Genomic DNA, 8788 nt, shown 5'->3' with positions numbered 1-8788 from the left:
CTGCTCCCCTCCCCGCCCCTTCCCGCAACTGGGGCTCCGCCCCAGACCCCGGGGTCCAGGGGCGAAGCCCTTGCCACGCGGCGGAGCCGCACATCGACGCCGCGGGAAGGGGCGGGGAGGGGACAGATCCGCCGGACACCCGTAGCCGTACGTCCTGTCCCAGCCGCACCCCTATACGAGGAGATGAACCATGGCGGCGCGTACTCAACGGCCCGTCAACGTCGGCCGGTTGTTCCACTGGGCCGCCGAACAGGGCAGGCCGACGGTCATGCATCTGGACCGGCCCTTCGACATCGCCCCGGACTCCGGCACCCGCTTCGACGTACCCGCCCTGGCGGCGACGGTGGAGGACGCCGCGGGCTGGCTGTACGGAGCGGGGCTGCGCCACGGCGACCGGCTCGCCATCGTCAAGGAGAACCACTACGACTTCATCCTGCTCGCCTCGGCCGCCGCCCGGCTCGGGGCGCTGCCGGTGATGATCGCGCCCATCCGGTCGGAGGCGCATATCCGCACCCTGCTCACCAGGATCTCCCCGAAGGTGCTGGTGATGGGCACCACGGTGCTGGAGCGGATGACCGCCGCCGGGATCGCGCTCGACGACCCGGGGATGACCCTGGTGTCCGTCGGCGAGGACCGCCCGGGGCTGCCCGGCGGAACACTGCGCATCGACGATGTGCGCGGCGGCGCCCGGCCGCCGGTGCGGTTCCGCGGCCGCCATGAACCCATGCTGGTCACCCACACCTCGGGCACCACGGGCGTGCCGAAGCTGGTGGTGCACTCGCCCGCCACCACGCTCGCGGCCGTGCCGTTCCGCATCGAGTCCTACCGGCTGCCGCTGATGACCTCCCGGCCGCAGGACGTGGTGGCCAGCGGGATCTCCTTCGCCCACAACCGCAATCTGTCCTGGACCAACGGGACGCTGTTCCGCGGGCCGCGGAAGATGGTGATCCTCTCCGATCCGGGTCTGGAGAACGTGGCGCGCATGCTGGCCGCGCACCCGCCCACCTCGCTGGAGGCCTGTCCGAACGTCTTCCAGTACTGGGAGGAGCTGGCCGACACCCGGCCCGAACTGTTCGCGGGCGTAAGGCGGTTCATCAGCACCTTCGACGCGGTGCACCCCAGGACGGTCCGCAAGTTCCTCGGCGCCTCCCGGGTCCGGCTGCCGCTGTGGGCCTGGGGCGTGGGGCAGTCGGAGATCGCGGGCATCGCCGCCGGGGTGGCCACCCGCTCCATGGTCCGCGCGGGCAAACCCCGGGCCCACGACGCCACCAACGTCGGCTTCCCGCCGCTGGTCCGGGTCAAGGTCGTGGACCCGGAGACCGGCCGCAAACGGCCCCGGGGCAATCCGGGGCTGCTGATGGTGCGGACCAAGTCGCGCTGTCTGACCTATCTGGGCGAGGACGACCGGCACCGCGCCAAGGACCAGGGCCGCTGGTGGAACACCGGCGACCTGGGCGAGTACGCGGGCTACGGCCGCATCCGGCTGATCGACCGCGAGGTCGACATGATCCCCGGGATGAGCAGCATCGAGCTGGAGTCCACCCTGCTCGACCGGCTGGACCGGGCCTCCGAGGTGATCGTGCTCGGGGTCCCCGGGCAGCCGCCGATCCCGGTGCTGTGCATGCGCGACGACGCCCTGGACCCCCAGGAGTGGGACCGGGCCTGCCGTGGCCTGCCCGAGATGGACAAGCCCCGGCTCGTGCCCTGGGACGAGATGCCGCGCACCGCGACCTGGAAGGTGCGCCGGGGGGAGCTGCGCGAACAGCTGCTGGGCTCCAGCGACACGTACGGCACCGGCCAGTGGACCTGACCCCCTGACCGGCACCGCGTCACACGACGCAACGCATCGAGACGAACGCATCGCACCACGACGCAACGCGTCGAGACGACCGCATCCACCGTGAACGAGGGGTAATTAGCCGTGTGGTTCCCGCCCGCTCTCATCGACCTCCCGAACATCGCCCCGGTGACGCTGCCGGAGGCGGACCGGCCGAGTTGGCTGTTCTGGATCCTGATGGGCCCGTGCGCATCGGGCTGGCTGGTGGCGTACGGACTCGCCATCTACCGCGCCAAACTGGACAAGCGGGTGGGGATACCCGTCTTCGTGGTCGAGGTCAACCTCGCCTGGGAGTTCACCCTCTCCCTGATCCTGGACCAGGCCGATGTGCAACGCCCGATCAATCTCAGCTGGTTCCTGGTCGACTGCTTCATCCTCCGGCAGACGCTGGCCTACGGATGGAAGGACTATCCCGGTATGAGCCGGCGGGCCTTCCGGTGGATGGTCTTCGGCGTCATCGCCTGGTCCGCGGTCTTCCACATCATGACGACCTATGAGCTCAAGGACGCCACCGGCATCTACACCGGCACCGGGCTGAATGTGTTCCTGAGCCTGTCCTTCATCTTCATGCTGGGCCGCCGCGGCTCCTCGCTCGGGCAGTCGATGTACGTGGCGCTCGCCAAGGGCATCGGATCGTTCTTCGCGGGCTGGACGGTGCTGGTGATGTACCCGGGCCACCACCTGTTCATCTTCCTCTTCCTGACCGTCTGGACCATCGACGCGGCCTACTGCGTGCTGCTGTACCGCAAGGTCCGCGAGGAGGGCCGCTCGCCGTGGGCCTGGAACCGGGGCCCGGCCGAGATCCCCGACGCCCCCGGCGGCCCCGGCGGCCCCGCCCCGGCCGGCGCACCGCACCACGAGGAGCGGGAGGAGGAGCGGGAGGCGGCCGTCCGCGGCGCGGCCTCGGGCTGAGCCGCGTCCCGGACCCTTCCTCCACGGAGAATGACCATGACCACGCAACGTCTGGACGTCTGCCTCATCGGTGCCGGGCCCCGGGGGCTCTCGGTCCTGGAGCGGCTGTGCGCCAACGCCGCGCAGGCGCCCACCACCTCGGTCACCGTCCATGTGGTGGACCCGTATCCGCCGGGGGCGGGGCGGGTCTGGCGCTCCGACCAGTCCCGCCATCTGCTCATGAACACCGTCGCCGGCCAGGTCACCCTGTTCACGGACGAGACCGTGGAGATGGCCGGGCCGGTGCTCCCCGGGCCCAGCCTGTACGAGTGGGCCCGGTTCGTGAGCCTCACCGGCGGTCTCGACGAGGTCGGGTACGAGGCCGGGTACGACGAAGACGTCCTCGCCGAGGCGCGGCGCCTGGGCCCCGACTCGTACCCCACCCGCGCCTTCCACGGGCACTATCTGGAGTGGGTCCACCGCCGGGTGACCGGCACCGCTCCCACGTCCGTCCGCACGGTGTCCCACCGCTCACGGGCGGTCGGGCTCGAGGAGCGCACGGCGGGCGGGGCGCAGACCGTCGTCCTGGAGGACGGCACCCGGCTGGCGGGGCTGCACGCGGTGGTGCTGGCCCAGGGCCATCTGCCGCAGCGGCGCTCGCCGCGGGAGGCGGCCCACGCGGCCTTCGCCGAGGCGCGGGGCCTGCGCTACCTCCCGCCCGCCAGTCCGGCCGAGGTGGATCTGTCCGGCGTCCGGCCCGGGGAGGCGGTGGGCCTGCTGGGGCTGGGGCTGAACTTCTTCGACTATCTGGCCCTGCTCACCGAGGGCCGGGACGGCCGGTTCGAACGGCGGGCGGGACGTCTGGTCTACCGGCCCTCGGGCCGGGAGCCGCGGCTGCTGGCGGGCTCGCGCCGGGGCGTGCCGTTCCACTCCCGGGGCGAGAACCAGAAGGGCCCGCACGGCCGTCACCATCCGCTGGTGCTGACCCCGGAGGTGATCCGCGGTCTGCGGCGGCGGGCCCGTGAGCGGGGCGGTCTGGACTTCCGCTCCGAGCTGTGGCCGCTGATCTCCAAGGAGGTGGAGACGGTTTACTACACCGCGCTGCTCACCTCCCGGGGGCGGGAGGCGGCCGCGCACCGGCTGCGCGCCGCCTATCCGTCGGCTCCCCGGGGCAGCGCGGCGGAGGACCGGCTGCTGACCGAGAGCGGTATCCCGCTCCGACAGCGCTGGAACTGGGGCCGGATCGCCCGGCCCTGCCCCGCCGACGGCCTCCGCTCGCCCGCCGCGTTCCGGTCCTGGCTGCTGGGGTATCTGCGGGCGGATCTGGAGGCGGCGCGCGCGGGCAATGTGCACGGCCCGCTGAAGGCGGCCCTGGATGTGCTGCGCGATCTGCGCAACGAGATACGGCTGGTGGTGGACCACGGCGGGCTGACGGCCCGTTCACACCGCGAGGACCTGGACGCCTGGTACACCCCGCTGAACGCCTTCGTGTCGATCGGTCCCCCGGCCCGGCGGATCGAGGAGGCGGTCGCGCTCATCGAGGCGGGTGTGCTGACCGTGCTGGGCCCGCGCACCGTGGCGCGCGCCGACGCCGAGGAGGGTGCCTTCGTCCTGGAGTCCCGTGCCGTGCCCGGCTCGCGGCGGCGGGCGACCACGCTGATCGACGCCCGGCTGCCGGGCACCGATGTGCGCTCCAGCGCCGATCCGCTGCTGTCGGGGCTGCTGACGAGCGGTCAGTGCGGGCCGTATGCGGTCGGCGGCGCAGGCAACGGCACTGGCACCGGCAACGGGCCGGGCGGGCTCGAGACGGGCGGGCTCGAGACGGGCGGGCTCGAGACGGGCGGGCTCGCCGTGGGGCCCAGCCCCTACCACCTGCTGGATGGAGCGGGGCGGCCGCATCCACGGCGGTTCGCCTTCGGTGTGCCCACCGAATCCGTCCACTGGGCCACGGCCGCGGGTGTCCGGCCGGGGGTCGGCTCTGTGATCCTTTCCGATGCCGACGCCATTTCGCGTGCCGTGCTGGCGCTGCGCGACGGCTCGCCCACCGACCCCAACGGCCCCACCGGCCCCGAGACCATCGAGGTTTCCGTCCCATGACCGACGCCGCGAGCAATACGACCGACGGCGCCCCGCGCCCTGCCGACGCGGGCCTGCTGAGCCCCGTCCGGGCCGGCACCCCGGCCGAGACCACCACTTCAGACGGCGCCTGGCTCCAGGCGATGCTGGACGCCGAAGCGGGCCTGGTACGGGCGCAGGCGCGGCTGGGCCTGGTGCCCGGGGCGGCGGCCCGCACCATCACCGACCTCGCCCGGGCCGAGCACCTGGACGTGGTGGAGATCGCCCGGCTGGCCCGGGGCGCGGCCAACCCGGTGGTGGCGCTGGTCCGGGCGTTCACCGCGCTGGTGGCCGCGGCGGACCCGGCCGCCGCGGAGTACGTACACCGCGGCTCGACCAGCCAGGACATCATGGACACCGCCGCCATGCTGGTGGCGCGTCGGACCCTCGTACCCCTGGTGGCGGACCTGGAGCGGATCGCGCGGGCGCTGCGCGAGCTGGCCGTGGCGCACCGGGACACGCTGATGCCCGGCCGTACGCTCGCCCTGCACGCCGTGCCCACCACCTTCGGGCTGAAGGCCGCGGGCTGGCTGAGCGGGGTGGAGGACGCGGCGGCCCGGCTGGCCCGGATCCGCGACCACGAACTGCCGGTGCAGCTCGGCGGCGCGGCGGGCACGCTGGCGGGCTACACCGAGTACGCCCTGATGGACCGGGGGACGCGGCCCGGGGCGCCGGGCCCTGGCGAGTTCGCGGAGCGGCTGATGGCGGAGTTCGCCGCGCAGGTCGGGCTGAACGAGCCCGTCCTGCCCTGGCACACCGCCCGTACGCCGGTCGCGGGGCTGGCCGCCCAACTGGCCCTGGCCACCGGGGCGCTGGGCAAGATCGCGGTGGATGTGCAGCTGCTGTCGCGCACCGAGACCGCCGAGGTCGCCGAGCCCGCCGCCGAGGGCCGCGGGGTGTCCTCCGCGATGCCGCACAAGCGCAACCCCGCCCTGGCCACGCTGGTGCGCTCGGCGGCGCTCCAGGTGCCGGCGCTGGCCAGCGCCGTCATGGGGTGCATGCTCGCGGAGGACGAGCGGCCGGCCGGGGCATGGCACGCCGAGTGGCTTCCGCTGCGCGAGTGTCTGCGGCTGACGGGCGGGGCGGCGCACACGGCCGTCGAACTGGTCGAGGGTCTTGCCGTCTTCCCGGACCGGATGCGCGCCCATCTGGGGCTGACCGGCGGGCTGATCGTCTCCGAGCGGCTGGCCGCGGCCCTGACCCCGGTGCTGGGCAAGGGCCCCGCGAAGGAGCTGATGGCCCGGGCCTCGGCGGAGGCGGCGCGCGGCGGGCGGACGCTGGGCGAGGTGCTGGCCGACGCCCCCGAGCTCGCGGGTCGTTTCACACCGGAGGAGCTGGCCGCCCTGCTGGACCCGGCGAACTATCCGGGGGCGGCCGGGCCGCTGGTGGACCGGGCGGTTCAGGAACGCCGGGACCGGTTCTGACGGCCGCTCGTGGAGCGGCGTCGGCCGGGGATGTCACATCCGGGAGGGGCTCGGCGTCTGGGATGCCGTGACGGGATTCGTGACGGGATTCCAGACGCGGTGCGCTTGAGGAAGGAAGAGGGAATGCTGGACAGACTGGCCGGGTTCGTCGTGCGGAAGCGCCTGGCGGTGTTGGTCGTCGGCTTGCTGCTCGCCGTGGTCGGCGGGGTGGCGAGTACGACGTTGTTCGACAAGCTGACGGCGGGCGGTTTCGACGATCCGAAGTCGGAGTCATCGCGGGCCATCACCGCGCTGGACAAGAGGTTCGGGCAGGGGCTGCCCAATCTCACGCTGCTGGTGACGTCGAAGGGGCGGGTGGACGACCCGTCCGTGACGGCGGCGGGGACCGAGCTCACCCGGAAGCTGGGCGAGGAACCCGGGGTGGCGAACGTCAGCTCCTACTGGACCACCGGGAAGGCCCCGCAGCTGCGGGGCAGGAGCGGCCACAAGGCCCTGATCATGGGCACGGTCACCGGGGACGACACCACCTCGCAGAAGCGGGTCGCCGAGCTGGCGGACCGCTACGAGGGAGCGCGGGGCGGGCTGGAGGTGAAGTTCGGCGGCTATACGAAGTTCCAGCGGGAGCTGCTGGAACAGGGCCAGAAGGACGCCACCACCGGTGAGACGGTCGCCATCCCGATCACCCTGGTCGCGCTGGTGTTCATCTTCGGCAGCGCGGTGGCCGCGGCGCTACCGCTGGCCGTCGCCCTGGTGGCGATGATGCTGACGATGGGTCTGACGTGGATCCTGGCGAGCGTCACGACGGTCGGCTCGCTCGCGGCGAGCGTGGTGACCCTGCTGGGCCTGGGCCTGGCCATCGACTACAGCCTGCTGATGGTCAGCCGCTACCGCGAGGAACTGCGGTCGGGGCTCGCCCCGCCGGAGGCCATCCGGGCGATGCTGACCTCCGCCGGGCGCACCGTGACCTTCTCGGCGCTGACCGTGGCAGTCTCGTCCCTGGCCATGGCCTGGTTCCCGCTCCAGGCGGTGCGGTCCATGGGCTATGCGGGGGCGCTCACGGCGCTGCTGTCCGGGGCGTCCTCGCTCATCGTGCTGCCGGCGCTGCTCGCCCTGCTCGGTGACCGGGTCGAGAAGGGCCGGGTGTTCCGCAGGCGGCGTGCGGGGAGTCCCGAGGCCGCCGCGCGGAGCGTGGAGAGCGGCTTCTGGCACCGGCTTGCCACCACCGTGATGCGGCGCCCGGTGCCGATCGTGACCATCGTGACCGCGTTCCTGCTGCTGCTCGGCGCGCCGTTCCTCGGCATCAACCTCGGCATGCCGGACGAGCGGGTGATGCCCGCGTCCTCGTCGGCACGCCAGGTGGCCGACACCGTGCGCGCCGAGTTCGACAGCAGCGAGCAGAACGCGCTCCAGGTCGTGGCGCCCGAGGGCGGCTCCGACCGGGCGGCCGTCGGCGCGTACGCGAAGCGGCTGTCCCAGCTGCCGCACGTGGCCGCGGTGCGCACCGCCACCGGCGCCTACGCCGAGGGCCGCCGGGCCGCCCCGCCCGACCAGCGGTACGCGCGCTTCGCCTCGGGTGACGCCGTCTACTTCTCCGTGGTGCCGGAGACGGCCAGCGCGGACGACGCGGACCGGCTGGTCGGCGAGATCCGCTCGCAGAACGCGCCGTTCGAGGCGCTGGTGGGCGGGGCCGCGGCCACCAACCACGACGCCGCGGCGGCGCTGGAGAAGTGGCTTCCGTACGCCCTGGGCACGGTGCTGCTGACCATGCTGGTGCTGCTGTTCCTGGTGACCGGAAGCGTCATGCTGCCGTTCCTCGCGCTGGTGCTCAGCGCGCTGAGCCTGACGGCCACCTTCGGCGCGCTGGTGTGGGTCTTCCAGGACGGCCATCTCGCGGGACTGTTCGGCGACTTCACCCCGACCGGCAACATCGCCGCGACGATCCCGGTGATGCTCTTCGGCCTCGCCTTCGGGCTGGCGATGGACTACCAGGTCTTCCTGCTGTCCCGGATGCGCGAGGAGTACGAGCTGACCGGCTCGCCGACGGCCGCCGTCGCCCAGGGGCTGGAACGCACCGGCCGCATCGTGACCGCGGCGGCGGTGGCGATCTCGGTGGTCTTCCTCGCGTTCACCGTCTCCGGCATCTCGCTGGTGAAGGCGTACGGGGTCGGGCTGCCGCTGGCCGTGCTGATGGACGCGACGCTCATCCGCGGGGCCGTGCTGCCCGCCGCGATGCGGCTGGGCGGGCGCGCCACGTGGTGGGCTCCGGCACCACTGCGGCGGCTGCACCGCCGGTACGGCCTGCGCGAGGAGCCCTCAACACCGACCCCGCACCGCGCCGACGACCGGGCTCTGACCGGCTGACGCGCCATCGGACTCGTATCAGATGGCCGACCTGAGCGAGGCGGCCCGCGCTACGGGGTCCCCGGCGGGTCTTTCCCCTCCCCGCCCCTTCCCGCTACCAGGGGCTCCGCCCCTGGACCCCGAGTCCGGGGCAAAGCCCCGCCACGCGGCGGAGCCGCAT

At 73.2% G+C, this 8788-nt stretch carries 5 protein-coding genes; all 5 read left to right on the top strand.

Annotated features, from left to right (window positions below):
• Window positions 1-190 precede the first annotated feature (190 nt).
• Entirely contained in the window at window positions 191-1810 is a 1620-nt protein-coding gene (locus tag ACFXB5_RS51060; protein WP_385222313.1) for a class I adenylate-forming enzyme family protein, read from the top strand.
• A gap of 111 nt (window positions 1811-1921) precedes the next feature.
• Window positions 1922-2749: a hypothetical protein gene (locus ACFXB5_RS51055; protein WP_385222310.1), complete on the top strand. Its 828-nt coding sequence runs from the start codon at window positions 1922-1924 to the stop codon at window positions 2747-2749.
• Between the two features lie 36 nt (window positions 2750-2785).
• On the top strand, window positions 2786-4825 hold the full coding sequence (locus ACFXB5_RS51050; RefSeq protein WP_385222307.1) for an FAD/NAD(P)-binding protein: 2040 nt from the start codon (window positions 2786-2788) through the stop codon (window positions 4823-4825).
• Complete coding sequence (pcaB, locus tag ACFXB5_RS51045; RefSeq protein ID WP_385222304.1) at window positions 4822-6267, top strand: 3-carboxy-cis,cis-muconate cycloisomerase; 1446 nt, start codon at window positions 4822-4824, stop codon at window positions 6265-6267. The genes ACFXB5_RS51050 and pcaB overlap by 4 nt, the downstream gene beginning before the upstream one ends.
• Window positions 6268-6390: 123 nt before the next feature.
• Window positions 6391-8628 carry an MMPL family transporter gene (locus ACFXB5_RS51040; RefSeq protein ID WP_385222301.1) on the top strand — a complete coding sequence of 746 codons (2238 nt, stop codon included), beginning with the start codon at window positions 6391-6393 and terminating at the stop codon, window positions 8626-8628.
• Window positions 8629-8788 lie beyond the last annotated feature (160 nt).

Source organism: Streptomyces sp. NPDC059455 (assembly GCF_042750115.1).
In the GTDB taxonomy this organism is placed as follows: Bacteria; Actinomycetota; Actinomycetes; order Streptomycetales; family Streptomycetaceae; genus Streptomyces; species Streptomyces endocoffeicus.
The sequence above is the reverse complement of the archived record's forward strand: the minus strand, read 5'-3'. Positions and strand labels throughout refer to the sequence as shown.

What these genes read in the sequence shown, in the direction of transcription:
- ACFXB5_RS51060 (WP_385222313.1), top strand. Translation starts at nt 191, where the DNA reads ATGGCGGCGCGTACTCAACGGCCCGTCAACGTCGGCCGGTTGTTCCAC.
- ACFXB5_RS51050 (WP_385222307.1), top strand. Translation starts at nt 2,786, where the DNA reads ATGACCACGCAACGTCTGGACGTCTGCCTCATCGGTGCCGGGCCCCGG.
- pcaB (WP_385222304.1), top strand. Translation starts at nt 4,822, where the DNA reads ATGACCGACGCCGCGAGCAATACGACCGACGGCGCCCCGCGCCCTGCC.
- ACFXB5_RS51040 (WP_385222301.1), top strand. Translation starts at nt 6,391, where the DNA reads ATGCTGGACAGACTGGCCGGGTTCGTCGTGCGGAAGCGCCTGGCGGTG.